This window comes from Citrobacter sp. R-1.5.2, from assembly GCF_035064245.1.
Classification (GTDB): domain Bacteria; phylum Pseudomonadota; class Gammaproteobacteria; order Enterobacterales; family Enterobacteriaceae; genus Citrobacter.
On record NZ_JASEYC010000007.1, the window covers coordinates 154,069 to 181,035 of the forward strand.

Below are 26,967 nucleotides of genomic sequence, written 5' to 3' on the forward strand. Positions count from 1 at the left end.
CGTTATGACCGAACAAAAAGCCATTTACGAAGAAGTCTCCTCACTGCTGGTCAAGCTGTTTGAAGTCGACCCGCAGGACATTAAGCCTGAGGCGCGCCTGTACGAAGATCTGGAACTCGACAGCATCGACGCCGTCGACATGATCGTGCATCTGCAAAAGAAAACCGGTAAGAAAATCAAGCCGGAAGAGTTCAAAGCAGTACGCACCGTACAAGATGTCGTCGACGCGGTAGAACGCCTTCTCAAAGAAGCGTAATTCACCGTGTCGGGCACCCGCTCGCTGCCAGTCGTACAACTGCTAACAGGCCTACTGTTGTTGGCCTGGCCGTTTTTGATCTGGTTTGGCCTTGCGCATAACAGTCTGCACTGGTTGCTACCGTTGATGGCGCTACTCCTTTTTTTACGCTTTCGCCAGACCCGGCGACAGGCGGGGCCGTTGCGCGTCGTGACACAGGTCGTGGCGGTCGCGGGTATCACGTTGTGCATTGCCAGTTATCTGCTCAAAACGCATCAGTTGCTGCTGTTTTACCCGGTAGTAGTAAACGGCGTCATGCTGTCGGTATTTGGTGGCTCTCTGTGGTCCGCGATGCCCATTGTTGAACGCCTGGCGCGGCTGCGCGACCCAAATCTGCCCGAGGCAGGAGTACGCTACACACGCCGTGTGACACAAATCTGGTGCGCCTTTTTCATCATCAATGGCAGCGTTGCGCTCTTTACCGCACTGAATGGCGATATGACCCTGTGGACGACCTGGAACGGTATGGTTTCCTATCTGCTGATGGGAACATTGATGGTCGGCGAGTGGTTAGTTCGCCAACTAGTGATAAAACGAGATACCCAATGAAGCAGCCCCTCACACTTGCTCAATGGCTCTGTGACCTACGCCCAAACGACGTTCCTGTTGCGTGGCAGGAAGAGCATACCTGGACGCTGGGTCATCTGCGCCACGATGTGGCCCAGTTGATAACGTACCTGCAGCAGCAGGAAGGTGAGCGCTGGGCATTGTGCTTCGAGAACAGCTATTTATTTATCGTCGCGCTACTGGCCACGCTACATGCTGGCAAAACGCCAGTGATCCCTGGGCATTGTCGCGTTTCGTTGTTAAACGAGCAGCACAGGCTGTTTGACGGGGTACTGAGCGATAAAGCGCTGGAGTGGCAGGGAGTGCTGCGGGTGGTCAGTTCTGCCATGACACCCGTGACCCACGACATCACGTTTCCGGCAATACGCAGCGACGCCTTTGTGGAGCTGTTCACTTCCGGTTCGACCGGCCAGCCGAAACGCGTGATCAAACCGATCGCTCGCCTGGATAGCGAAGCGGCATTGCTCGCGACGCGCTTTGCCGATCGTCTGGCAGGTTGCCGGGTGGTCGCGTCAGTGGTTCCGCAACATCTGTATGGTCTGACGTTCCGTATCTTCTTGCCGATGGCCTTAGGTCTACCGCTGCACGCAGCAATGCTGTGGTATGCCGAACAACTGGCGGCGTTGAGCTCTGATCATCGGTATGCGTTTATCAGCAGTCCGGCGTTTCTGAAACGCCTCGACCACCACCTGGCACCGCCGCCGGTCGAACTGATACTGTCTGCGGGTGGTATGCTGCCCTGGCAAGACGTCACCCAGGCTGCTGACTGGCTGAATGTCTGGCCCGATGAGATCTACGGCAGCACTGAAACCGGCATCCTTGCGTGGCGTTATCGCCGTCAAGATGATGTGGCATGGCTGCCTTTTCCCGGCGTCAGATTTCAACCAGAAAATGACGCATTTCGCGTATTTTCACCGCTAATTGCCGCTGATGATGGCCTGTTGCTGGATGATATTCTGCAATTTACTGAAAACGGTCAGTTTCGCCTGATGGGCAGGCGTGGGCGAATCGTCAAGATTGAAGAGAAACGCATTTCACTCAGCGAAGTGGAGCAACGCTTGCTGGCACTGGACGGTATCCGTGACGTCGCGGCATTGCCGGTCTCACGCGGGGGGCGCCAGGGCGTTGGCGTCCTGCTGGTACTGGATGACAAAGCCCATCAACGCTGGCTCGCGTGCGGAGGAAAACCGCAAGAACTGACCTGGCGACGTTCGCTGTTGCCCTGGCTGGAGCCGGTCGCCGTTCCCCGCTACTGGCGGGTGATTGATGAGATTCCAGTCAACAGTATGAACAAGCGTGTCTATGCGCAATTACAGGAGTTATTTCATGAAACCCCATGAAATCGAGCGCCATCAGGCACAGCCTCAACAGGCTGAGATTATTTTACATCTCGACCCTTCGCTGTTTTGGTTTAGCGGGCATTTTGCCGTGCAGCCACTGCTGCCAGGCGTTGCACAACTGGATTGGGCGATGCATTACGCCACCACGTTGCTGGTCCCTGGCTGGCGTTTTCACAGTATTCAGAACGTGAAGTTCCAGTCACCGCTATTGCCTGAAACCACCGTCACCCTGAGCCTGAGCTGGCAGGAAGAACGTCAGATGCTCTCTTTTAGTTACCAGCGCCACGACGGTGAAGCGCGCCATACCGCCAGCAGTGGGAAGATTCGGTTATGCCGCTGACGTTTTCCCCGTGCGTGTTGATCCCCTGCTATAACCACGGCGCGATGATGTCGGGCGTATTGGAGCGTCTTCAGCCGTTCAATCTCCCCTGCATTGTGGTGGACGATGGCAGCGACAAGACCACACAAGACGAACTGGCACGCCTGGCGGCAGAATACCGCAATCTGACGTTAATTCGCCTGCCGGTCAACGCAGGCAAAGGCGCGGCGGTAATTAGCGGAATACAGGCGGCGGCAGATGCCGGGTTCAGTCATGCCGTGCAGGTCGATGCCGACGGGCAGCATGCCATTGAAGATATTCCCAGGCTGCTTGCATTAGCAAAAGAACATCCGACAGCGCTCATTTCCGGGCAACCGATTTACGATGATTCTGTTCCTCGCTCACGCCTGTACGGACGCTGGGTAACCCACATCTGGGTGTGGATAGAAACGCTCTCGTTGCAGCTAAAAGACAGCATGTGTGGTTTCCGTGTGTATCCGGTGGCACCTACACTGCAACTGGCACAGCGCGTGACGCTCGGCAAACGGATGGATTTTGATACCGAAGTGATGGTGCGCCTCTACTGGCAAGGCAACACCAGCTATTTTATCCCAACGCGAGTCACCTATCCGCAGGACGGGCTATCCCATTTCGACGCGCTCAAAGACAATCTGCGCATTTCATTAATGCACACTCGCCTGTTTTTTGGCATGTTGCCGCGTATCCCCTCCCTGCTTTTTCGTCGTTCATCAACACACTGGGCGCAGCAGCAGGAAGTCAAAGGGTTGTGGGGAATGCGTCTGATGCTGCTGGTCTGGCGTTTACTCGGTCGCAAAGCCTTCTCCCTGCTACTGTATCCGGTAGTCGGCGTTTACTAGCTCACCGCATCAACTGCCCGAAAAGCCTCTCAGAGCTGGATTAGCCGCGTACGGGCGCAACTGATCGCACGCCGGATGCCAGTACCGTCAAACCTGACCAGTTATCAGCATTTCCTGCGTTTTGGCGGCGCGATGTTGGATAAGATTGCCAGCTGGCGCGGTGAGCTGCACGTTGGCCGCGATGTTGTTTTTGCACCAGGCGCAGAAGAAACGCTAAATGTCAGCGACCCGCGAGGAAAACTGCTGCTGGCTTCGCATCTGGGTGATGTCGAAGCCTGTCGGGCACTGGCCCAACTACAGGGCAGTAAGACAATCAATGCGCTGGTATTTAGCGATAACGCCCAACGCTTTAAACAAATCATGGAAGAGATGGCCCCGCAGGCTGGGTTAAACCTGCTTCCGGTGAACGATATCGGCCCGGATACCGCCATTCTGCTCAAAGAGAAACTGGATCGTGGCGAATGGATAGCCATCGTCGGCGATCGCATCGCCGTCACTACCCAACGTGGCGGCGAATGGCGTGTCTGCTGGAGCCGCTTTATGGGACACGTTGCGCCATTCCCACAGGGCCCGTTCATTCTTGCGTCTATTTTACGCTGCCCGGTGGATCTGATTTTCGCCCTGCGCCAGCAGGAGAAGCTACATATCCACTGCGAACCGTTTGCTGACCCGCTGCTCTTGCCACGCGCTACCCGACAACAGGCATTACAACATACCGTCGATCGCTACGCCGAACGCCTTGAGCACTATGCACTTCAGTCGCCACTCGACTGGTTTAACTTTTTCGATTTCTGGCAACTGCCGGACACCAAAGACAAGGAGTAAAGGGTGCTTAACGATCCCCGCTTTACGGCTGAAGTCGAGCTGACTATTCCGTTTCACGACGTCGATATGATGGGTGTAGCGTGGCATGGCAACTACTTCCGCTATTTCGAGATTGCCCGTGAGGCACTGCTGAACCAATTCGATTACGGTTATCGGCAGATGAAAGAATCTGGCTATCTGTGGCCCGTGGTCGACACTCGCGTGAAGTATCGCAATGCCCTGACTTTCGAGCAGCGTATCCGTGTACGCGCCCAAATTAAAGAGTTCGAAAATCGCCTGCGTATCGGCTACGAAATTTTTGATGCTGAAACAGGGAAACGCGCCACAACAGGCTACACCATCCAGGTCGCCGTAGACGAAAAAAGCCGTGAACTGTGCTTTGTCAGCCCCGATATTCTGTTTGAACGGATGGGAGTGACACCATGAAATTATGGCCATTGATCCTGCTGCTCGTCAGCCCTTTCGTCAGCGCCCTGACGCTTGACGCCCTGCAACAGCGTTTTACCGAACAACCGGTGGTTCGCGCCCACTTCGATCAAACCCGGACGATAAAGGATCTGCCGCAGCCGCTACGATCTCAGGGCAACATGCTGATCGCCCGCGACCAGGGCCTGTTATGGGACCAAACCGCGCCGTTCCCGATGCAGTTGCTACTGGATGACAAACGGATGGTTCAGGCGATTAACGGTCAACCGCCGCAGACCATCACCGCGGAGAATAACCCGCAAATGTTCCAGTTTAACCATCTGCTACGGGCGCTATTCCAGGCGGATCGTAAGGTGCTGGAACAAAACTTCCGCGTGGCGTTTGCAGACTTAGGGGACGGTCGCTGGACGCTACGCCTGACGCCAATCACCACCCCGCTGGATAAGATTTTTGCGACGATTGATTTAGCCGGCAAGACCTACCTGGAGAGTATTCAGCTCAATGATAAGCAGGGCGATCGTACCGATATCGCGCTTTCCCAACACCAACTCACGCCAGCGCAACTGACCGATGACGAACGCCAACGCTTTGCCGCCCAGTAAACGCCCCGCGCTGCTATGGGGAGCCGCCTGCCTGATTCTGCTGGGCGTCCTGCTGACGCTGCTACCTCAGGCCCGGCTTAACAGCAGCGTGCTGGCCATGTTGCCAAAGCAGACACTGGGGGCCATCCCGCCGAGTCTGAACGAGGGTTTTATGCAGCGCCTTGACCGGCAATTGGTCTGGCTGGTGAGCCCCGGTAAACAACCGGACCCGACGGTGGCGCGCGACTGGCTGGCGCGACTGCAAAAATCGCACGCGCTGGCCCAGGTGAAAGGCCCGATGGATGCCAACAGCCAGCAGGCCTGGGGGGCTTTCTTCTGGCAACATCGTAACGGCCTGATAGATAACGACACCCGCACCCGTCTGCAAAACGGCGGCGAAGCGCAGGCCCAGTGGATTCTGTCCCAGCTTTACTCGGCGTTCTCCGGCGTCAGCGGCAAAGAGCTACAAAACGACCCTCTCATGCTGATGCGCGGCTCGCAGTTGGCCATGGCTAAAAATGGGCAGCGTTTACGCCTGATGGACGGCTGGCTGGTCACGCAGGACGAGCAAGGCAACTACTGGTATCTGTTACATGGCGAGCTGACCGGTTCATCGTTTGATATGCAACAGACGCACCAATTGGTCACTACACTGAATACGCTGGAAGGTGAGTTCAAAACCCACTATCCGCAGGCACAACTGCTGTCTCGCGGGACGCTGTTCTACAGCGATTACGCCAGCCAGCAGGCGAAACAGGATATCTCGACCCTCGGCATAGCGACCGTGATCGGGGTGATCCTGCTCATCGTGGCCGTGTTTCGTTCGCTGCGTCCGCTGCTGCTGTGCCTGATTTCAATTGGTATTGGCGCGCTGGCGGGAACCGTCGTCACGCTGCTGATTTTTGGCGAGCTCCATCTGATGACGCTGGTGATGAGCATGAGCATCATCGGTATTTCCGCCGACTATACGCTCTACTATTTGACCGAGCGGATGGTGCACGGTGCAGAAACATCGCCATGGCAAAGCCTTGCCAAAGTACGCAATGCCCTGCTCCTGGCACTACTGACCACCGTGGCGGCGTATCTGATTATGATGCTCGCCCCCTTCCCCGGTATTCGCCAGATGGCGGTATTCGCGGCGGTGGGTCTGAGTGCCTCATGTTTGACAGTCATTTTCTGGCACCCCTGGTTGTGTCGTCGCTTGCCGGTGCGCCCGGTTCCGGCAATGGTGCTCATGCTACGCTGGCTTGCCGCCTGGCGGCGGAATAAGACAGTATCCGTTGGCCTGCCGGTGGCGCTGGCATTGTTCTCGTTGGCAGGCATGGCGACGCTACGCGTAGACGATGATATCTCCCAGTTACAGGCGCTGCCGCAGGGCATTCTCGCTCAGGAAAAAGCGATTACCGCCCTGACCGGGCAAAGCGTCGACCAGAAGTGGTTTGTCGTGTACGGCAAATCCGCTCAGCAAACGCTGGAGCGACTGGAAGCCTTTACTCCCGCGCTGGAAGAGGCAAAAAAAGACGGATTACTCAGCGGGTATCGCACCATTCCGCTCAATTCACTCGCCCGGCAGCAGCAGGATCTCACCCTGTTAAAAGATGCCGCGCCCGCCGTCACAAAGGCCTTAAACAGCGCCGGGCTGGCAACGGTGAACCCCGATCTTAGCGCCATGCCGGTCACCGTCGATGCCTGGCTTTCCAGCCCGGCCAGTGAGGGCTGGCGCTTGCTGTGGCTGTCGCTGGCGGACGGCGAAAGCAGCGTACTGGTTCCCGTTGAAGGCGTGAAACAAAGTGATGCTTTAAACACACTCAGCACGAAATATTCCGGCGTGGCGTGGGTGGATCGTAAGAGCAGCTTTGACAATCTGTTTGCCCTTTATCGCCATATTCTGACGGGCTTGCTGTGTGTTGCACTGGCAGTAATTGCCTGTGGTGCCGTGATTCGACTTGGCTGGCGTAAGGGCTTAATTAGCCTGGTCCCCTCCGTGTTATCTTTAGGTTGTGGTCTGGCGGTACTGGCCCTGAGTGGCCATGCGCTCAACTTGTTCTCACTGCTGGCATTGGTGTTGGTACTGGGAATTGGCATTAACTACACGCTGTTTTTCAGTAATCCACGCGGTACGCCACTGACGTCACTACTGGCTATCACGCTGGCGATGATGACCACGCTCCTGACGCTCGGCATGCTGGTCTTTAGCGCCACTCAGGCAATCAGCAGTTTTGGCATTGTGCTGGTAAGCGGCATTTTCACCGCCTTCCTGCTGTCACCGCTGGCGATGCCAACGAAAAGAGAGAAGAAAAAACGATGAGTAAACCGATATTTCGTTGGTTGAGTGGGCTTTTGCCGGATGGCGGCATTGTCGGTCAACACCAGCGCATCAATTGTAGGCCGGATAAGCACAGCGCCATCCGGCGGGGCCTGCTCGTCGCCACGTTACTGCTGGCCGGATGCGGCCACTCGCAGCCGGAACAGCAAGGCCGTCCGCAAGCCTGGTTAGAGCCGGGCGCTCGTGTGACGCTACCTGCTCCGGGGATTTCTCCCGCGGTGAATTCACAACAGCTGCTGACCGGAAGTTTTAACGGCAAAACTCAGTCGCTGTTGGTCATGCTTAACGCTGATGATAAGAAAATCACACTGGCCGGCTTGTCATCAGTTGGCATTCGCCTGTTCCTCGTGACTTACGATGAAAAAGGATTGCACACCGAGCAATCGATCATCGTTCCGCAACTGCCGCCCGCCAGTCAGGTGCTGGCTGACGTGATGCTCAGCCATTGGCCAATTAGCGCCTGGCAACCGCAATTACCTCAAGGCTGGAGGCTCGTCGATACGGGTGATACACGTGAACTGCGCAATAGCCGCGGCAAACTGGTCACGGAAATCACGTATCTGAATCGAAAAGGAAAACGCGAACCGATCAGCATTGAGCAGCACGTATTTAAATACCACATCACCATTCAATACCTGGGTGACTGAGATGATCTACATTTCTGCCGTTGGCATGATTAACGCGTTGGGCAATAACACCGATGAAATAGCAGCCAACCTCACACGTGGCATCGCGCCGGGAATGCGCCCACGCGCGAACTGGCTGCAAGGACACCCACCCGCCGTATTAGCAGGCGTAGACGGTGAGCTGCCCGCGATCCCTCAGCAATTTAGCGCACATCGTTCGCGCAATAACCAGCTACTGCTGGCCGCACTGGCACAAATCCAGCCGCAGGTGGACGACGCTATCACCCGGTTTGGCCGCGATCGTATTGCTGTCGTTCTCGGTACCAGCACCTCCGGTCTGGATGAAGGTGACGTTCACGTTGATCTAATACTCAACGACAAAGAGAGCACCGACTGGCGCTACCCGCAGCAGGAACTGGGCGATCCGTCGCGTTTTCTTAGCCACTGGCTGGCGCTGGATGGCCCGGCCTTTACGCTCTCAACCGCCTGCTCGTCCAGTGCGCGGGCTATCATGAGCGGACGTCGTTTGATCGAATCTGGTCTGGTCGATATCGCCATTGTCGGCGGTGCGGATACGCTAAGCCGAATGCCAATCAACGGGTTCCACAGTCTGGAGTCGCTCTCCCCAACGCGATGCCAGCCGTTTGGCCGCGACCGCAACGGGATCACCATCGGCGAAGGTGCCGCATTGATGGTATTAACCCGCGAGCCACAGCCCATTGCACTCCTGGGCGTCGGCGAATCCAGCGATGCGTACCATATTTCGGCTCCCCACCCGCAGGGAGAAGGTGCCATTCGCGCCATAGGCCAGGCACTTAACGACGCAGGAATGACACCGGAACACGTGGGCTATATCAATCTGCACGGAACGGCCACTCCGTTAAATGATCAAATTGAATCCAACGTCGTGAGCACACTATTTGGCGACACGGTCCCATGCAGCTCGACCAAACACCTGACCGGCCACACGCTGGGCGCTGCGGGGATCACCGAAGCCGCGATCAGTATGCTGATTCTGCAACGCAACCTGCCACTGCCACCGCAGGATTTTAGCCAGTCACCGCGCGATGAAACATTGCCCCCCTGCGGCATCATTGAACAGCCGCAGCCGCTGACTCGTCCAGTAATCTTATCTAACTCGTTCGCCTTCGGCGGTAATAATGCCAGCATCCTGCTCGGGAGAATCTCATGAGCCACTATTTATCACCGGGCGATTATTTACCGCATGATGCACCGATGCTGCTCCTTGAAGAGGTCGTCAGTGTGGCGGACGAAACCGCCACCTGCCACGTGACGGTATCAGCAAACAGCGTACTGGCCCCTTTCCTCGACCCTGATGGCAATTTGCCCGGCTGGTTCGCACTGGAATTAATGGCGCAGACCATTGGCGTCTGGTCTGGCTGGCACCGCCAGCAACACGGTCAGGCGAGTATTGCGTTAGGTATGGTGCTGGGCGCACGCGAGTTAGTCTGTGCTGCGGGTGTTCTGCCTGCCGGGAAGAGGCTGAGCATCCATGTCAAATTGCTGATGCAGGATGCACGATTCGGTAGCTTTGAATGCGCCATTCAGGCAGACAACAAGACGCTGGCAACCGGTCGCGTCAACACCTTCCAGCCAACAGCAGAAGAAATTAACACGCTATTTCAACAAGGAGCGTCCACATGAGTCGTTCAGTTTTAGTTACGGGTGCCAGCAAAGGTATCGGTCGCGCCATCGCCAGACAACTGGCGGCAGACGGCTTTGTGGTCGGCGTGCACTATCATCGCGATGCGCAAGGTGCACAAGACACGCTGGAGGCTATCCTCGCCGCGGGCGGCACAGGGCGTCTGTTGACGTTTGACGTTGCCAATCGCGAGCAGTGCCGTGAAGTACTGGAGCACGATATTGAGGTTAACGGCGCATGGTACGGTATTGTCAGCAACGCCGGGGTGACGCGTGATGCCGCCTTCCCTGCACTCAGTGATAACGACTGGGATGCGGTGATCCACACCAACCTCGACAGCTTTTACAACGTCATTCATCCGTGCATGATGCCAATGATTAGCGCACGCCAGGGTGGTCGTATCATCACACTGTCTTCGGTATCCGGCGTGATGGGCAACCGCGGTCAGGTTAATTACAGTGCAGCAAAAGCCGGTATTATTGGCGCCACCAAAGCGCTGGCCATCGAACTGGCAAAACGCAAAATTACCGTAAACTGCATTGCACCAGGACTGATTGATACCGGGATGATCGAGATGGAAGAAGCCGCATTGAAAGAGGCGATGTCGATGATCCCCATGAAACGGATAGGTCAGGCTGAAGAAGTGGCCGGGCTTGCCAGCTATTTAATGTCGGATGTGGCGGGCTATGTCACTCGCCAGGTGATTTCCATCAATGGAGGGATGTTATGACACGTCGTGTCGTGATTACAGGCATGGGCGGAGTCACCGCCTTTGGGGAAAACTGGCAGGATGTCTCCGCCAGGCTATTGGCGTATGAAAATGCGGTACGCAAAATGCCGGAGTGGCAGGTTTATGACGGACTGCACACGCTGTTGGGTGCGCCGATCGACAACTTCACGCTGCCGGAACACTATACCCGCAAGCGCATTCGCGCCATGGGTCGCGTGTCGCTGATGTCCACTCGCGCATCAGAACTGGCGTTAGAACAGGCCGGACTGATTGGCGATCGGGTACTGACCAACGGTGAAACCGGAATAGCATACGGTTCCTCCACAGGCAGCACCGGGCCGGTGAGTGAGTTCGCGACCATGCTGACCGAGAAGCACACCAATAACATCACCGGCACGACCTACGTGCAAATGATGCCGCACACCACGGCCGTTAACACCGGATTATTTTTCGGCCTGCGTGGGCGAGTCATCCCGACATCCAGCGCCTGCACCTCCGGTAGCCAGGCCATTGGTTACGCATGGGAAGCCATCCGTCACGGCTATCAAACGGTGATGGTTGCCGGTGGTGCAGAAGAACTGTGCCCTTCCGAAGCCGCCGTATTTGATACGCTGTTCGCCACCAGCCAGCGCAATGACGAACCGAAAACCACCCCCTCCCCATTCGATGAAAAACGCGATGGTCTGGTCATCGGAGAAGGTGCTGGTACGCTGGTGCTGGAAGAGTTGGAACACGCTAAAGCACGTGGAGCAACGATTTACGGTGAAATCGTCGGCTTTGCCACTAACTGCGATGCAGCCCATATCACCCAGCCACAGCGCGAAACGATGCAGATTTGCATGGAAAAATCGCTGAGCATGGCCGGTATTAGCGCCCAGGATATCGGCTATATTTCAGCGCACGGTACCGCAACCGATCGTGGCGATATTGCAGAAAGTCAGGCGACTGCCGCAATTTATGGTGATAATGTGCCGCTATCCTCGCTTAAAAGCTATTTTGGGCATACCCTTGGCGCTTGTGGCGCACTGGAGGCCTGGATGAGTCTGCAAATGATGCGTGAAGGCTGGTTTGCGCCTACGCTGAATTTGAGTCAACCAGATGCCAATTGTGGCGCGCTGGATTACATTATGGGTGAAGCCCGCAAGATTGATTGCGAGTTTTTGCAGAGCAATAACTTTGCGTTTGGCGGCATCAATACTTCTATCATCATCAAACGTTGGCCGTGATATGTACCGGATCGTTCTAGGGAAAGTTTCTGATTTAAGCACCGGCGTACTGCCTCATGCGCTCTATGAGCAGGCACCGCAGGGTGCTCGCCGCGCACGCTGGCTGGCGGGCCGCGTGCTGCTTTCCCATGCCCTTTCGCCATTGCCTGATATCGTCTACGGCGAGCAAGGAAAACCGGCCTTTTCAGCCGACACGCCGCTGTGGTTCAATCTTAGCCACAGCGGTGATGACATTGCTCTGCTGCTTAGCGACGAAGGGGAAGTGGGCTGCGATATTGAAGTCGTGCGCCCGCGCGAAAACTGGAAGACACTGGCAAATACGGTGTTCAGTCTCGGGGAACATGCCGAAATCGAAGCAGAACATCCGGAACACCAACTGGCGGCTTTCTGGCGCATCTGGACGCGCAAAGAAGCCATCGTTAAGCAGCGTGGCGGCAGCGCCTGGCAAATTGTCAGCGTCGATAGCACTACGCTGACATCCTCGCTCTCCGTTAGCCAGTGCCAGCTCGACACCCTGAGTCTGGCCGTGTGCACGCCAACGCCATTTACCCTGACAGCCGACGCCGTGCAGAGGCTGTAACTCCCGCATTCCCTGTGCGCCGACGCGCGACATGAAAGGTTAACTGCAGATGCAACGAGTCACCATTACTCTCGATGACGATTTACTGGAAACGCTGGATAGCCTGAGCCAGCGCCGTGGTTACAACAACCGTTCTGAAGCGATTCGCGATATTTTGCGTGGCGCACTGGCGCAGGAAACGACCCAGGAGCATGGCACTCAGGGCTTCGCGGTACTCTCGTATGTTTATGAACATGAGAAGCGTGATTTGGCCAGCCGCATTGTTTCGACGCAGCACCATCACCATGATTTGTCGGTCGCTACGCTACACGTTCACATCAACCATGACGACTGCCTGGAAATCGCCGTGCTGAAAGGCGATATGGGCGATGTGCAGCATTTTGCCGATGATGTGATTTCCCAGCGCGGCGTACGTCATGGTCATTTGCAGTGCCTGCCGAAAGAAGAGTAATTGCCAGTTTCGTTGCCGGATGGCGGCTGCGCCTTATCCGGCCTACGTAGACCGGGCAAGCGAAGCGCCCCCGGCAATGATGATTACGCCATCGTGCCAATCGTCTTGCGAAAGCGTAACAACGCTATCAGGAAAAACGCGCTGCCAATCGCCAGCAGCGTCAGAAACTGCGGCCAGACGATACTGAACCCAGCCCCACGATAAAGGATCGCCTGCGCCAGGCTGACAAAGTGGGTGGTCGGCATGGTTAGCATGATGTCCTGCACGGCCTGCGGCATACTTTCACGCGGCGTAGAGCCCCCTGAGAGCATCTGTAACGGCAACAGCACCAGAATCATCAGCAATCCCAGTTGCGGCATCGATCGTGCCAGCGTCCCCATAAAAATACCGATCGAGGTAGTGGCAAACAGGCTCAGCGCCACACCCAGCATAAATAGCGGTATCGAGCCTTCAATCGGCACGCCGAGTACCCCTTTCACCATCAACATCAGCGACAACCCGGAAACGACCAACACCACCAGCCCCATCGACCAGATTTTTGCCATCATGATTTCAAACGGTGTCACCGGCATCACCAGCAGGTGCTCTATCGTCCCGTGCTCACGTTCGCGGATCAGCGCCGACCCGGTGAGCACAATCGCCAGCATGGTAATGTTGTTGATGATCGCCATCACCGCGCCAAAACGGGCAGGTTCCAGATTCGGGTTAAAGCGCATGCGCATTTCCAGCGCCACCGGCGGTTCAGTATTGTCACGGTAACGCGCCACAAAGCTGTTCACTTCACCACTGATGATATTCTGGATATAGCTGTTACCAGTAAACGCCTGGCTCATTCGCGTGGCGTCCACGTTAACCTGAATATCCGGCTGTCGTCCTGCCAGCACATCGCGCTGAAAATCAGGCGGAATATTCACAGCAAAGGTATAGCGTCCGGCATCCAGCCCGGCATCCATTTCATCGGCAGTGATCATCTCCGGCGGTAAAAACCACGGGCGATAAAAGCTGTTCACAATGCGGTTCGACAGCTGCGACTGGTCCATATCGGCGATAGCAATCGGCGCAAGATGCAGCGACCCAGGCAGCACCGTCGCAGAAGAGTAAACCGATACCGTGAAGGCGAAGACAATCAGCGTCAGCATCGCTTTGTCGCCCAGCAGGCTGCGCAGCTCTTTGATACCAAGATTATAAATATTGCGTAATCGGCGCATCACCCCTCCTGTTTTTTCAGCAGTAATACGCTCAGACCGATCACCACCGGAATGGCGATTGCCAGCGGGATAAACAGCTGCCACAGATCCATCAGATCCAACGCTTTAGAGAAGGTTCCACGCGCGATGGTCAGAAAATGACTGGTCGGGTAAATTTCACCAATCCACCGGCCCGGCCCTTCCAGCGAAGCCACAGGGTCGATCATCCCGGAAAACTGCGTTGCCGGGATCAGCGTGATAATCGCGGTACCAAAAATGGCGGCGATCTGGCTTTTCATAAACGTGGAGATGAGCAGCCCCAGTCCGGTAGCAATGGTGACGTACAGCAGCGCGGCCAGCGTCAGGGTTAAAAAGCTCCCCTTATGCGGCACACCGAACACAAACACCGACAACGCGCACAGCAGCAGGAAGTTAAGCATCCCCAGCACGATGTACGGCAACTGTTTGCCGAGTAAAAACTCGCTGCGGGTCGTGGGGGTAACGTACAGATTGATAATCGATCCCAGCTCTTTTTCGCGCACCACGCTGAGTGCGCTGAGCATGGAAGGGATCATCATCAACAGCAGCGGGATCACTGCCGGAACAATCGCCGGCAGGCTCTTCACATCCGGGTTATAGCGATAACGCGTCTCAATGGTCATCAGCCCGTTCTGACCACTGGCATTGGGCTGACGCGCCATCACATCCTGCAGCCAGGTCTGGTGCATGGCCTGTACGTAACCCCTTACCGTTTCGGCCCGGCTCGGCATCGCGCCATCAACCCAGACGCCAATCTTCACCGGCGTGCCACGCGCAATATCGCGGCCAAAGTTAGGTGGAATTTCTATCGCCACCGCCACTTCGCCCGAACGCATTCGCTTGTCCAGCTCGTCATAGCTGGTAAGCGGCGGCTGCTCGATAAAATAGCGCGATCCCGCCAGATTCAGCGTCCACGCCTGGCTGCTGACGGTCTGGTCACGGTCGAGTACGGAGAAACGCAGATTTTCCACGTCCATGCTGATGCCATAGCCCATGATCAGCATCAGAATCACCGTACCCATCAGCGCCAGTGTTGAACGCACCGGGTCCCGCCGTAGCTCCAGCGCTTCACGCCGGCTGTAGCTGAACAATCGCCGCAGGCTAAAGCCCTGGCGCGGCGGCTGACTGTTTTCATGCACCACCGGGGCCGCCGCTTGCGAAAGCGTCGCTTCCGGCGCCGGGCCTGCTGCTTCCTGTAGCCAGGAGATAAACGCTTCTTCCAGGTTGGCTGCGCCGCGTTGTTTCACCAGCTCCTGCGGCGTACCACTGGCGAGCACTTTTCCGGCGTGCATCAGCGACATACGGTCGCAGCGCTCCGCCTCATTCATAAAGTGGGTAGAGATAAAAATGGTGACTTTATCCTGCCGCGACAGATCGACCATCAGTTGCCAGAACATATCTCTCGCCACCGGATCAACCCCGGAAGTCGGTTCGTCGAGAATCAACATTTCCGGGCGATGAATCACCGCCACGGCCAGCGACAGGCGCTGACGAATCCCCAGCGGTAAGGCACCAGGCAGCACATCTTCAACATCGGTCAGCGAAAAGCGTTCGCTCATCTCCTGCACCCGCCCAGGGATTTCTGCTTCGGGGATATGGAACAGCCGTGCATGAAGCTCAAGGTTTTGCCGCACGGTCAGTTCGCTGTAGAGCGAAAACGCCTGCGACATATAGCCCACCCGACGGCGGGTATCGATATTTTTCGGGTCAACTGCTTGCCCAAACAGCCACGCCTCACCTTCGCTTGCGGGCAGCAGTCCGGTGAGCATCTTCATGGTGGTGGATTTACCGCAGCCGTTGGAGCCGAGAAAGCCGAAGATCTCCCCGCGGGGAATGCGAAAGTTAACGTGGTCAACGGCGACAAACTTGCCGAAGCGCATGGTCAAATCTTTCGCCTCAATGGCGACCTCTTCCTGCTCGGCGTGATAAGGCGGGATCACGACCGGCTTGTGCGCCTGACGCTGCGCTTGCGGTAACAGCGCGATAAACGCCTGTTCCAGCGTGGCGCTGTTCGTTTTTTCGCGCAACTGCTGCGCGCTGCCGGTAGCTAATACCTCACCCGCGTTCATCGCCACCAGCCAGTCAAAGCGCTCGGCTTCTTCCATATAGGCGGTGGCAACCAGCACGCTCATATTGGTCTGACGCTGGCGAATGCTGTTAATCAGATCCCAGAACTGGGCACGCGACAGCGGGTCTACCCCTGTGGTGGGTTCATCAAGAATGAGCAATTCCGGGTCGTGGATTAACGCACAGCACAGCCCCAGCTTTTGTTTCATCCCGCCCGAGAGCTTCCCGGCTGGGCGGTCGCGAAACGGCGCCAGCCCGGTGCTGTTCAGCAGTTCGGTAATGCGCGCTTCACGCTCTGCTTTGTCATGGCCAAACAGCCGGGCAAAGAAGTCGACGTTCTCATACACCGACAGCGTGTGGTACAGGTTTTTACCCAGCCCTTGCGGCATCCAGGCAATACGCGGGCAGACATCACGACGATGCTTCGGATCGCGCATGTCGCCACCCAGCACCATCACGTTACCCTGTTCAATCACCCGCGCACCGGAAATAAGCGACAGCAGGCTCGATTTTCCGACGCCATCCGGGCCAATCAGGCCCACCATACAGCGGGCGGGGATATCCAGCGTGATATTGTTCAGCGCGACCGTTGTCCCGTAATGCTGACTCACGCCGTCAAGGTGCGCCACGGGAGGAACGGGAACCAGCGCCAGATGCGTCATTGCGGCAACCTCACCACCAGGGAGTCAGGCCAGGCGCGGCTTTCATCCAGACGCACCCAGGCCATGCCCGGCAGACCGGTTTTCACGTACTCCAGATGCTGTTGTAACAGCTCCGGTGGGATACGCGCTTTCACGCGGAACATCAGCTTTAGCCGCTCATCACTGGTTTCAACCGTTTTCGGCGTAAACTGCGCGACGCTGGCGACAAAGCTGATGGTCGCCGGAATTCGCAGATCCGGCGCGGCATCCAGCACCAGTCGCGCTTCACCGCCAATCTTCAGCAGGCCAGCCTGTTCGGTCGGCAAGAAGAACGTCATGTAGACATCGCTGAGATCGACCATATTCAGCACGCGCCCACCAGCGGACAGCACTTCGCCCGGTTCAGCCACGCGGTACTGCACGCGACCATCGCGTGGAGCTTTAAGCTCGCTGTCATCGATATCTGCCGCAATGCGTCGTTCGGTGGCCTGTGCAGCTTCGACCCGGGTTTGCGCCTGGATGATACTGGTGCGGGCGGCTTCAATCGCCGCTTTCGCGGCAGAGACCTGCGCCTTTGCCGATTCCAGCGCAGCACGCGCACTTTCAGCGGCGGCGCGGTCGTCATCCAGTTGCTGCTCAGACACCGCACCACGCTGGGACAGTGAACGGGAGCGCACGTGGCGTTTAGAGACCGACTGCAACTCTGCTTCACGCTGTTTGACTACCGACTGCGCAGCGCGCATTTCACTTTGCCGTTGTTCCAGCAGCGCCCGTGCCGCCGCCACCGCACTTTCCGCTTCTTTGATTTGCGCGACCGCTTCCAGTCGCTGCTCGTGCAGCACGCGGGTATCCATTTTCGCCAGCACCTCGCCCTGGCGGACAAACTGCCCTTCCGACACGAGGATCGTATCAATACGCCCGGCAATTTTGGTGGCGATATCCACTTCAGTGGCTTCAATTCGGCCATTGCTGGCTGCAAACCCTTCAGGTATCCCCGCAGGACGTAGCATCCACCATGCTATCGCGGCCACCACCACCAGGATGCCCGCACCCCACCACACCAAATGACGCTTAAACTTATCCATATTCGACCCGCCGTAATCCCTGTTATCAAACGATGCGTGTCACAAAACCCACTGAACCGCTATTCAGTGAGAGATTCCATCCGGGATGAGAAGGAATGAAAAACGATGGCCAAGGAGCGGACAGGCGTTAAGGCAACGCTTACCGCGAAGGAAGTGAATGACGAAAATGCTGTGAAATCGGGTAGTAATGTTGTCATCATCAGCGTTCCTGGCCGGAAATGAAACACGCATACTCATAACTGCTATCTATTGAATACTAACACCTGGATTCAATATGTCTATTCGGTTGTTCTCGTGATGTCATCGGCCAAAACAGTGTCCGGCAATCCGCTCGCCGGACACGCTTCTGGCGAGTGTTCTGTTTAAAACGCGTGTTGGTATAGCTGCAACGCATCGTCTGCCGTGAGCGGAACGGGATTGTTATCCAGAAGACGAGTCTGCTGCATGGCATCCTGAGCCAATATCACCAGCGTTTCAGCAGGTATATCGACATCGCGCAGCCTTTTCGGTGCACCAGATTCAGCAATAATGCGTACCATCGCAGCAATAAATACCGCGGCATCTTTCTCCGTATCCCCCGACACCTCCTCGCCAATGACAGCAGCCAACTCGGCATAGTACGGCGCAGCGACTGGCGCATTAAACTGCAGCACCGGAATCAGCATCAGCGCATTCGACAAACCATGTGGAATATGATGGCGAGCCCCCAATGGATAAGCCAACGCATGCACCGCCCCCACGGGAGAGTTGGCGAAAGCCTGACCTGCCAGCATTGCCCCCAACAACACACTCTCTCTGGCTTCCCGATTGTGGCCATCACGGCAGGCCGTCACCAGATGGCGGCTAATTAAGCGTAATGCTTCCCGTGCCAGCGCATCCGAAATCGGGTTCTTCTTATGTTTACCGGTATAAGCCTCAATGGCATGAACCATCGCGTCGATGCCAGCCGCCGCTGTATGAACCGGAGGAAGTCCAAGCGTCAATTGCGCATCCAGCAGCACCAGGTCGCCATATAGCTGTGGTGCGACAATCCCCATTTTGCTGTCATCATTGGTCGTCAAAATCGAAATATTAGTGACTTCTGATCCCGTCCCTGCCGTGGTAGGGATGTTAATCAACGGCAGACGCTGCCCAGACACTTTGCCAATACCGTAAAGCGCCTGCAGATCTTGCTCTGAGTGGATTAACACGGCCACCAGCTTCGCGACATCCAGCGAGGAGCCGCCGCCCAGACCAATAACCATGTCGCAATGGCCATCGCGAGCAACCTGTAAGGCTTCCCGGACAAGACGTTCCTGCGGATCGGGTTGGACCCGATCATAGACCGTCACCTGAAACCCTGCCTCTTGCAGGCTATGCAAAACAGGCGGCAGAATCCCGGCTTTGACCAGTCCGGGGTCGGTCACCAACAACACGCGACGCGCGCTAAATCGCGGCTGAATAATCTCCCCTGCTCGTGATGCTCCCGCCCACTCGACGATAATTTCCGGTACAGTTGAAAACGTAAAATCCTTCATGACAGTGTTCATTGATGTACTCCTGGTAGTAAAAATGACCAGCTTTTAACTACGCGGTGCATCGGCATGAGTGAGAAAGCTTTTCACCTCTTTACGCTCAAGCAACGGGTTGATAATCCCAACGCCAATACGTTGAAAATGCTCAGTTTGTCGGTGAATTTCGAGACCTTGTGCGCAACGATAAGTCTCAATAATCACAAAGCGATCGCCGTCTTCCGTGGAACGGAAAAACTCATAGGTGATGTTTTCAGGCTCCTGACGCGAGGCATCCGCAAGCAGTCTGAGCGCATCATTGACCTTGTCCCCCATTCCCTGACGAGAAAAATAATGTGCAATAACAAAAAGTTGTGAATTCTCCATAGTCGGGCTCCCGGTGTTCTAACTGTGAAGGTCTATATCCCATAACGCGCTATCACTGCTCGAAACAGCTATCGCGCCGTGTAACAGCGCCGTTTGAGCATGTTCCTCGTTACAGACGAAGCCTGATGCCACTATCGGCGGCAACACATTACGGTCAGCCTGTGGGAGTAGCGGCAACATCTGCGCAGGCATCAGTTGCACGTAATCGGGTTCGCTTTGTTCTACGGCTTTCAGGCTACGTAACCAGGTGGAACGGTCGGTGACAAAGATTTTCTGCATCGTCACCAGTCCACACTTTTTCGCACGCTGCACGGTTTGTAAACGCGTCGAAAGCAACCCCATCGCTCCCGTTTCGGCCACATAATCAATGCCGCCCTTATCCTGGGACAGCCCATTGCAGCTGTCGATATTCACGATGACGTACTTCCCCGCCTTCGACAGCAGTTCTATCACCGGATGGAGCTTAATCAGGTCAATATTGGCAATAATGCAGACTTCCGCCTTGCTGGACAGCGCGGTTTTCAATTGCTCAATACCGTAAATCGCCATGATGACGGGCTGGCGTGCCAGGAGCACGCCAAGATTTTTGATCATTATTGACCTGCCTGATGTGAAGGAAGATCGACGCTTAACCCCAGTTTGCCAGGGTTAAGGATGTTTTTCGGATCCAGCGCGTATTTGATATCCGCCAGAACGGAAAGCGATTCGCCTAAAGAAGCCTGCATATAAGGCGAACGCAGGAGACCAACACCATGATGGTGGCTAAGGGAGGTGTTGTGCTTAATTAGCACCGCATTCGCTGCATCCCATGCCGCACGGTACCAGGCCGCACGTTGCTCAATCGCCACATCACCGCGCAATGAGAAATAGAGGCATGCGCCGTCAATGTAGGCGTGAGACTGATGCGCCGAACCGGCCAGCGTGCCGGGTACGGCGTTAATCGCAGCCACCACATCATCATACACGTCGCTCAGATCGCGCCAACGTCCCACCATTTCCAGTGTATCCGCCACCAGACCCGGGCTCTTTTTAAAGCCTTCAGCACTTTTTCCGGTCAGATATCGGGTGTCCAGCCAGCGTTCAAAAATAGCCTCGCCGTCGAGTTGTTGTCCGCTGCGTTGGCACACACGTTCGCTGATAGCCAGCACCGCATCGACAATCTCAGGCTCCCCCTCATCCGCAATCAACAGGACATTGGTCTCTGGCAGACCAAACTGCACGCCACTTTCCAGGTTATCGTACAGGCGCAACGCTGCGGGGTTCGCGCCATGCTGTAAAATTTCACGGCATGCCTCAAGTCCACTGGCGAAACTGGAGAATCCCCAGGCGATGGCACGGCCATAGTCAGGTAATCGATGCAGTTTCAGACGCACACGGACAATCACACCCAATGTGCCTTCAGAACCAATAAAAATCTGCTGTAAATCAGGCCCCGTTGCGCTACGCGCATAGCCACCCACGGTGATTAAGCGGCCATCGGCAAGGACGACATCCATCCCATAAACCATATCTTCAATTTTGCCGTAGCGGGTCGACAGCTGTCCCGCGCCACGACAGGCCACCCAACCGCCCACGGTACTGATACCAAACGATGACGGCCAGTGGCCCATCGTCATGCCGTACTCTTTTTGGATAGTTTGTTCAAAAATGTCGCCGAACATGCCGGCTTCAACGTCAACAATCTGGCTTTGTGGATCGAAGTCGATAAGTTTGTTGAGTTCGCAAACATCCAGTACGATGCCCCCCCGCAACGGCAATGCGGCACCAGTGACGTTACTGCGCCCGGCAGAAACTGTGACCGGAATAGCGGATTCACTGGCGAGGCGCATTACGTCCTGAATCTGTTCTACGGTAGAAACGCGTACAATCACGCCTTTTGAGGTGGCGGGCGCGCCCTGGGTTTCCGCAATCATCGATCCGGCCCACCAGTCGCGGGTCCAGGTAATCACATCAGACTCCGACGTCAGCACCTCATCAGCAATCACCCGCAGCCGGTCACACGTCGCTTCGCTAACCGCAACGGGATCTACCTGCATTCCTTTTGCGCCGCTGCTGCTGGTGATATCCGTTGCCCATACGGGGCGAGTATGTGCACCAACGGTATAGTTTCCACGGTTGTAACCGCGTTTAATCGCTTCTTTACTGATCATTCGGATGTCCCCATAAGTGTTGATTTTTCATGTTTAATTGCCGCCTGATAGCTGGCTACCTGTTTTGCCACCTGTTCAGGCTGAAGCTTGAGCTCTTGTTGCAGAATTTCCCCCACGCGTTCCGCAGCATTCGCTGACGCATCACGAGCCATCAGACGGGCACGAATTCGGCGCGATAACACATCATCAATGGTGCTGGCGAGTTCATGGCGCACGGCATACACCACTTCCGCTTCGGTATAGGGAAGCCCTTCCACAATTGGCTTTGCCAGTAAGGGATTGGACTGGATAAGGTCACTGACAAAATGCGCTTCAGTCCCGTAGCGCTCCCCCAGGTGCGCAGACAAACCGCCCGATGCCAGAATCGCCTGCGGGTCATAGCCCGCCGCCCCCAGCAACCAGGCGGTTTTGGTTGAGCAGGCCTTTTTACGGCCGAGTATTTTGCTGGCGGCATCGATGGTCTCTTCTGCCATATGACGTGATGTCGTCAGTTTGCCGCCGACAATCGTAATCAGACCATCTGCCGCAACCGTGATTTCATGATTACGTTTCATCTCAACGGTCTTGCCTCCCGCCGTCCCCACAAGAGGGCGGCAACCGGCGATACTTCCCACCACGTCTTCCGGGCGGAGATCGGTTTTCAATGCCGAATTCGCCCCTTCCAGCAGAAAGTCCAGTTCAGCGCGATTGCAGTGAACATCATTGAGATCGCCCTGATAATCCTCATCCGTGGTACCCAAATAGGAAACGTTGCCCCAACGGGTGATCGTCGCACGGCGACTGCGCCCGGCAACCGGGATCGTCACCGTGCAATCATTGCGGATCTTCATCCACGGAATAGCAACATGTACCCCCTTGGCAGGACGGATATTCAGCGGCGATGCATCACCTTTTTTCAGTCCATTCCAGTCACGCAGCCAGACGCCCGTCGCCATGATGACAACCCGCGCATTGACCTGAATTTCTCTGCCATCGGCATAAACGATGGCCCCATTCACTTTGCCGTGCCGGTCACGCGTGGTTTCGATGACTTCCGCGTGGTTGGTCACCACCGCGCCATGAAACGCCGCCGTGCGCACCAATGCCAACGTAAGTCGGGCATCGTCGACGCGGGCATCGAAATACATAAAACCACCGGATAGCTGTTCTTCTTTGAGCGTCGGGCAATGCGACAGCACTTCCGCAGGGGTCAATTTTTGGTGAAGGATGCCTTCCCGCCATCCTCCCGCAAGGTCGTAGGTCCAGAGCAGGCTTTCAAATGCAGCGGACATCCGCTTGTCGAATACGCCATTTTTATCGAGTACCGGGAATAAAAAGGGTAACCGTTGCACCAGATGACGGGCATTCCTCCGCATACGCTGGCGTTCGAGTAAAGAGTGGCGAACCAGTCCCAGATTTCCTTGTTCGATATAGCGCAGACCGCCGTGTACCATTTTCGATGACTTTGATGAAGTGCCTGAGGCAAAGTCACTTTTCTCAATCAGCGCCACCCGGTAGCCACGCAGGCTGGCATCCAACGCCGCGTAGGCTCCGGTTACACCGCCACCGACAATCAGAATGTCGTAGGTGTCGCTTTCCAGTCGATCCAGTTGTTCAGCACGCTGGAGACGTAATGGCTCCGCACCGTACATCTCACTACAGGTTTTGTTGGGCTTTCGCGAAGGGAAAAACTTCATGAGTAAGTGTGCTCCTGATTAGCTGAGGTGAGGCTGTCGGCGGCTTCCATTTCGAGTGCAATACGCATCGCCCAGCGGTTAATTTTTTGTTCGCGAAGGTCATGACTGATTTTCGGCTCAAATAGCCGCGCGGTTTTTAGCATGGCGCAGGCATCCGACAGCGAGTCCCACAGCAGCCCATTGGCACCGGCCAAAAACGCAACGCCACGTAAGCTTGCCCGCGCCGTTTCGGCCATTCGCCGCACGGGAATACCGCTAAGATCGGCCTGGATTTGCAATAGCGTATCGCTATTTGATAACCCTCCCCCGACCACCAACTCTTTTGTGGGGATCCCGGTTGCCGCTTCATTTGCGCGAATACAGGCCGCGACCGAATGCGCAATCCCTTCCAGAATCGCGTAGGCCACCTGCGAGCGCGTGGTCGAGATTGAGATACCGTTCAGGGACGCACGGGCATGAGGCTGGAGATGGGGTACGCGTAGCCCCGTTAGCGCCGGAATAAAACTTACGCCACCCGCGTCGCTGGCCTGCGCGGCCAGCTCGCTGATTTGTTCAGGTGAGTCAAACCAATGCAGCTTTTCGCACACCCAGTTGAGCGCCGAACCGGTAGTGGGGACAAAGGTTTCGACAGAGAAATGCGAAAGCCCTTTTTGGCGGCGCGCCGTCATGGTGAGCGTACTTTCACAACCCTTTTGCAATGTTGGTACCGTTGGCCCCATCATTAAATCAACAAAGCTGCCAGTGCCATGCATACAAAAAGCCTGCCCTCGCTCGGTACACCCCAGCCCAATTGCCCCTGCAAACTGATCCCCTGCACAGGCCAGGATTGGCACGCTAATCCCCAGAATATCTTCACGCGTGGTGCCGAAGTCATCGGCATCGTCATGTAATTCAGGCAACAATGACGCCGGGAAGCCCAGGGTCTGTAGCCATGGCAAATGATAGTGATGCTCTTTGAGGCAATACGCGCCAGCAGAGGTGGCATTTGTCGGTGTGGTGACACTTTTTTTCTCCTGCGCCAAATGCCAAAGCAACCAGCTATCAACGGTACCAAAGACCAGTGTTCCAGCCTGATACGCCTTCGCCACCGCAGGCGTATTGGCAAGATGGTGCGACGCCCAAAGATAAGGAGAGCGTATCCCAACCGGTCGCCCAATCAGCGGCAGCAGTTTTGCATCCCATTCAGGGGCTAGCTGGGCCAGTTCATCGTTGAAACGCGCATCCTGCCAGACCATCGCCGGAGTTAATGCCTTGCCCGTTTGCGCATCCCACAGCACTGCCGTTGAGCGTTGGGTCGCAATCGCCAGCGCCACAATGCGCATCTTGTTGCATTGCGCGTTAGCTATCGCTTTGCGACAAACCTCAATAGTGGCCTGCAAGACCTCGTCAGCATCTTGTTCCACCACACCATGACGCAGACTACTGACCTGAAGCGGCTGGTATTCCAGGCAGTGAACCTGGCTATTTTGTGCAACAACTGCCGCACGGGTCCCCGATGTACCTTCATCGATAGCCAGAATGACATCTTCGTATTCACTCATTTCGTACTCCTGTTTGATTCTGGGGCCATCGACTCTGGATAAGATGAATGGGGTGATTCGAACTGCGGTGCACCTGGCTCGTTATCCGGCTGAATAGTGGTGCGAGTGGGGTCCCACGGAATAACAAAACAGATAATGCTCGCAAACAGCGGCACGGCAGACATGATCAGGAAGGTCGTTTGCAGGCCATACAAATCACGGAAGACCGGGAAAATAAACAGCCCAAGCGCCGCACCTATTGCCCCGAGCGCACCGACCACGCCGTTCGCGCCAGCCCGCAGTTCACTGCGAAAAGAGAGTGACGACAGGCTTTTCCCGTTTGCACCGGGTCCACCTGAGTGACAAAGAATAAACAATGCAGGTACCAACAAAGAGGCCCAAAGTGGCATAGTGTCACTGAACAGACCCAGCGTGAGTAGCACGAGGAAGGCCACGGCAAAGCCGATCGCCGAGGAGCGACGCAACCCCAGACGGCGGCCAATGGCGGGAGATAAGAAACCGCCAACGATACCGAAAACGTTAAAAAATAGTGAACACAAGGTTGCGTAAACAAAGTTTTTACCAAACATCGCAGCACTAATAACCGGCAAATACCAGCCCACACCAAAATATTGGATCGACTGACAGATTTGAACGGTCGAAGCCAGAATCGTACGTGGTAAATAGACGCCACGAAATATTAACAGCACATTTTTTGCACCTTTTTCAGCCTGCCCAATAACGGGTTTCTGTTCTGCTTTCGGCGCCAGAATAAATTGGTCACCGTATATTTTATTCATGGCAACGATAGCTTCAGGTAATCGGGATTTCCTTGCCAGCCAAACCGGGCTTTCCACTAAATAGCGGAACTGGAAAAATAGAACGATGAGTCCACATAACGCCGTTACAGCAATAGAATAACGCCAGATGGCATCACCTACGTCCCATGAGTAAAACATCAGCGCTAATACCAAATTTAAACAAACGGCAACATACCAGACACCCTGCCAGGTATTTAGACGGCTTTTGAGTTTCACAGGCGTGAACTCTGCCAGCATGGCCATTGCCACAGCAAAGTCCATCCCGTAAGAGACACCAACAAAGAAGCGACCTACGATAATCGTGCTAAAACTGGAAGATGACATCACCAACAAAGCACCAATCACCGCCATTATTTTGGCAATAATCAGCGGTGGCACACGCCCCCAGCGATCGGCAATCCAGCCGCCAATCGGATTAAATAATATGGCAACCCACGATGAAAATGAGGTGAGTAGTGCAACTTCGGTCGCAGTAAGATTTAAATTGCGGGTCATTGGGTTTAATCCAGCACTGAGGGCTGAATTTGAAAAAGCATCAAGAAAAAGACCGCCTAGTGCCAACCACCAAATAACACCAGCTCTGCCACTGATTTTTCCCCTGGCATCGATGCAATTAATAACATCATCTACACCACGGATTTTTATCGGATTTGAGAATGAACATGCGGACATGGCTTTCCCCTTCATAATATTCGGAAGAAGGTCGCCATTAGCTAAAAAAATGCAATAAGAGACCATCTTAATTTCACAGATAGTCTCTTATCTAAAATCTGTATTTTTCCACTCTAGAAGGTAACCCAAAGCGTGTCAAAGCGACTTTTAGTCCCATCGTTGATTCTGTGACATGTAGCTCAAATGTTAATAAAACATTACAAAAAGAGATCGTTATGAACCCTTTTTCCGTTCTCAGCGGGTGGGATACCACTGTGACTGTACCTGGCCGCTGCGCTGGTTGACTGATTTGCGCTGAACGTTCGCCGTTTTCCCTGTACGAAGCTATTGCAATATCCACCCAAAATAGGTGTTGAATACGAAGCTCGTTTTTATCCTAATTTTCACCGTTAACATCAA

The 26,967-nt window shown here is 55.4% G+C and carries 24 protein-coding genes and 1 pseudogene; 15 read left to right on the forward strand and 10 right to left on the reverse strand.

From position 1 onward, the window contains the following. The first annotated feature begins 4 nt into the window (after positions 1-4). The 15 genes and pseudogenes from QMN38_RS14640 (at position 5) to nikR (ending at position 12,833) form a co-directional block, all read left to right on the forward strand. Positions 5-256: an acyl carrier protein gene (locus QMN38_RS14640; RefSeq protein WP_005121566.1), complete on the forward strand. Its 252-nt coding sequence runs from the start codon at positions 5-7 to the stop codon at positions 254-256. Between the two features lie 6 nt (positions 257-262). Next, positions 263-844 (forward strand): COG4648 family protein, encoded by a 582-nt coding sequence (locus QMN38_RS14645; protein WP_202037516.1) that lies wholly within the window; start codon positions 263-265, stop codon positions 842-844. Next, complete coding sequence (locus QMN38_RS14650) at positions 841-2,202, forward strand: AMP-binding protein (protein WP_323605267.1); 1,362 nt, start codon at positions 841-843, stop codon at positions 2,200-2,202. The genes QMN38_RS14645 and QMN38_RS14650 overlap by 4 nt, the downstream gene beginning before the upstream one ends. Next, positions 2,189-2,542, forward strand: a complete 354-nt coding sequence (locus QMN38_RS14655) for an ApeI family dehydratase (RefSeq protein ID WP_271456042.1) — start codon at positions 2,189-2,191, stop codon at positions 2,540-2,542. The genes QMN38_RS14650 and QMN38_RS14655 overlap by 14 nt, the downstream gene beginning before the upstream one ends. Beyond that, positions 2,533-4,224 (forward strand): annotated as a pseudogene (locus QMN38_RS14660) (glycosyltransferase family 2 protein). Before QMN38_RS14655 ends, QMN38_RS14660 begins: the two are co-directional and overlap by 10 nt. Positions 4,225-4,227: 3 nt before the next feature. Continuing rightward, a complete protein-coding gene (locus QMN38_RS14665) occupies positions 4,228-4,650 on the forward strand; it encodes an acyl-CoA thioesterase (protein ID WP_045448568.1) in 423 nt (140 codons plus the stop codon). After that, complete coding sequence (locus QMN38_RS14670; protein WP_323605268.1) at positions 4,647-5,252, forward strand: LolA family protein; 606 nt, start codon at positions 4,647-4,649, stop codon at positions 5,250-5,252. The genes QMN38_RS14665 and QMN38_RS14670 overlap by 4 nt, the downstream gene beginning before the upstream one ends. Further along, complete coding sequence (locus QMN38_RS14675; RefSeq protein ID WP_323605269.1) at positions 5,221-7,539, forward strand: MMPL family transporter; 2,319 nt, start codon at positions 5,221-5,223, stop codon at positions 7,537-7,539. Before QMN38_RS14670 ends, QMN38_RS14675 begins: the two co-directional genes overlap by 32 nt. Then, positions 7,536-8,204: a DUF3261 domain-containing protein gene (locus QMN38_RS14680; protein ID WP_271441304.1), complete on the forward strand. Its 669-nt coding sequence runs from the start codon at positions 7,536-7,538 to the stop codon at positions 8,202-8,204. Before QMN38_RS14675 ends, QMN38_RS14680 begins: the two co-directional genes overlap by 4 nt. Before the next feature lies 1 nt (position 8,205). Continuing rightward, a complete protein-coding gene (locus QMN38_RS14685; protein WP_271448697.1) occupies positions 8,206-9,375 on the forward strand; it encodes a beta-ketoacyl-[acyl-carrier-protein] synthase family protein in 1,170 nt (389 codons plus the stop codon). Next, the gene (locus tag QMN38_RS14690; protein WP_271456046.1) at positions 9,372-9,848 is read left to right on the forward strand and encodes a hotdog family protein; all 477 of its coding nucleotides are present in this window, start codon (positions 9,372-9,374) and stop codon (positions 9,846-9,848) included. Before QMN38_RS14685 ends, QMN38_RS14690 begins: the two co-directional genes overlap by 4 nt. Continuing rightward, on the forward strand, positions 9,845-10,576 hold the full coding sequence (locus QMN38_RS14695) for a 3-ketoacyl-ACP reductase FabG2 (RefSeq protein WP_271454576.1): 732 nt from the start codon (positions 9,845-9,847) through the stop codon (positions 10,574-10,576). The genes QMN38_RS14690 and QMN38_RS14695 overlap by 4 nt, the downstream gene beginning before the upstream one ends. Next, complete coding sequence (locus QMN38_RS14700) at positions 10,573-11,802, forward strand: beta-ketoacyl-ACP synthase (protein WP_271441300.1); 1,230 nt, start codon at positions 10,573-10,575, stop codon at positions 11,800-11,802. The genes QMN38_RS14695 and QMN38_RS14700 overlap by 4 nt, the downstream gene beginning before the upstream one ends. A gap of 1 nt (position 11,803) precedes the next feature. Further along, entirely contained in the window at positions 11,804-12,382 is a 579-nt protein-coding gene (gene acpT, locus QMN38_RS14705) for a 4'-phosphopantetheinyl transferase AcpT (protein WP_323605270.1), read from the forward strand. 49 nt (positions 12,383-12,431) lie between these two features. Next, positions 12,432-12,833, forward strand: coding sequence for a nickel-responsive transcriptional regulator NikR (nikR, locus tag QMN38_RS14710; protein WP_005121550.1), 402 nt, complete (start codon positions 12,432-12,434; stop codon positions 12,831-12,833). A gap of 83 nt (positions 12,834-12,916) precedes the next feature. On the opposite strand, the gene QMN38_RS14715 is transcribed toward nikR, so the two are convergent. The 10 genes from QMN38_RS14715 to QMN38_RS14760 form a co-directional block, all read right to left on the reverse strand. Then, positions 12,917-14,041, reverse strand: a complete 1,125-nt coding sequence (locus tag QMN38_RS14715; protein ID WP_137381997.1) for an ABC transporter permease — start codon at positions 14,039-14,041, stop codon at positions 12,917-12,919. After that, positions 14,041-16,788, reverse strand: coding sequence for a ribosome-associated ATPase/putative transporter RbbA (gene rbbA / locus QMN38_RS14720; RefSeq protein WP_323605271.1), 2,748 nt, complete (start codon positions 16,786-16,788; stop codon positions 14,041-14,043). Before rbbA ends, QMN38_RS14715 begins: the two co-directional genes overlap by 1 nt. Continuing rightward, positions 16,785-17,852, reverse strand: a complete 1,068-nt coding sequence (locus tag QMN38_RS14725) for an HlyD family secretion protein (RefSeq protein WP_202037506.1) — start codon at positions 17,850-17,852, stop codon at positions 16,785-16,787. Before QMN38_RS14725 ends, rbbA begins: the two co-directional genes overlap by 4 nt. A 362-nt stretch (positions 17,853-18,214) precedes the next feature. Continuing rightward, on the reverse strand, positions 18,215-19,381 hold the full coding sequence (locus QMN38_RS14730; RefSeq protein WP_323605272.1) for an iron-containing alcohol dehydrogenase: 1,167 nt from the start codon (positions 19,379-19,381) through the stop codon (positions 18,215-18,217). Positions 19,382-19,414: 33 nt separating this feature from the next. After that, entirely contained in the window at positions 19,415-19,729 is a 315-nt protein-coding gene (locus tag QMN38_RS14735; protein WP_271441295.1) for a putative quinol monooxygenase, read from the reverse strand. 18 nt (positions 19,730-19,747) lie between these two features. Further along, a complete protein-coding gene (locus QMN38_RS14740; RefSeq protein WP_323605273.1) occupies positions 19,748-20,323 on the reverse strand; it encodes a glycerol-3-phosphate responsive antiterminator in 576 nt (191 codons plus the stop codon). Further along, a complete protein-coding gene (locus QMN38_RS14745) occupies positions 20,323-21,879 on the reverse strand; it encodes an FAD-binding oxidoreductase (protein ID WP_323605274.1) in 1,557 nt (518 codons plus the stop codon). The genes QMN38_RS14740 and QMN38_RS14745 overlap by 1 nt, the downstream gene beginning before the upstream one ends. After that, entirely contained in the window at positions 21,876-23,555 is a 1,680-nt protein-coding gene (locus QMN38_RS14750; protein WP_323605275.1) for a glycerol-3-phosphate dehydrogenase/oxidase, read from the reverse strand. Before QMN38_RS14750 ends, QMN38_RS14745 begins: the two co-directional genes overlap by 4 nt. Then, entirely contained in the window at positions 23,552-25,096 is a 1,545-nt protein-coding gene (locus tag QMN38_RS14755; RefSeq protein WP_323605276.1) for an FGGY family carbohydrate kinase, read from the reverse strand. The genes QMN38_RS14750 and QMN38_RS14755 overlap by 4 nt, the downstream gene beginning before the upstream one ends. Then, entirely contained in the window at positions 25,093-26,583 is a 1,491-nt protein-coding gene (locus tag QMN38_RS14760; protein ID WP_323605277.1) for an MFS transporter, read from the reverse strand. The genes QMN38_RS14755 and QMN38_RS14760 overlap by 4 nt, the downstream gene beginning before the upstream one ends. Between the last annotated feature and the right edge of the window lie 384 nt (positions 26,584-26,967).